Annotated in this window: 1 protein-coding gene; it reads right to left on the bottom strand. The window is 58.8% G+C overall.

Features of this window, described 5'->3' with window-relative positions; all coding sequences use genetic code 11:
- Positions 1-255: hypothetical protein (locus AC5IJH_RS18325; RefSeq protein ID WP_491904266.1), on the bottom strand; the 255-nt coding region annotated here is incomplete at both ends.

Genomic DNA, 255 nt, shown 5'->3' with positions numbered 1-255 from the left:
AAGCTGTAGGTGGGCGCGTAGTACTCACGCTGGATCGGATACTTCTCGCTCCCATTGTAGAAACCAAATACCTCGTTGTTCAGGTTGAGGAATTGCGCAATCACGCTGATGCCGCGTCCCTTCGGGACGAGGTAGCTGACCTGCGCATCCACCTGCGTGTGCGGATAGATGTAGGTGTCGGACTTCGGGCCCTTGATGCCACCCGGCGTCGGGTCCGTAGGGGTTCCCAGGATCGGTGTCCCGTCCTGATATCCG

Origin of the sequence: Candidatus Dedyshia acidiphila, assembly GCF_051025295.1 — a bacterium.
Lineage (GTDB): Bacteria > Acidobacteriota > Terriglobia > Terriglobales > Acidobacteriaceae > KBS-83.
Note: the sequence above shows the minus strand (reverse complement) of the source record. Positions and strands in the feature narration are given on the sequence as shown.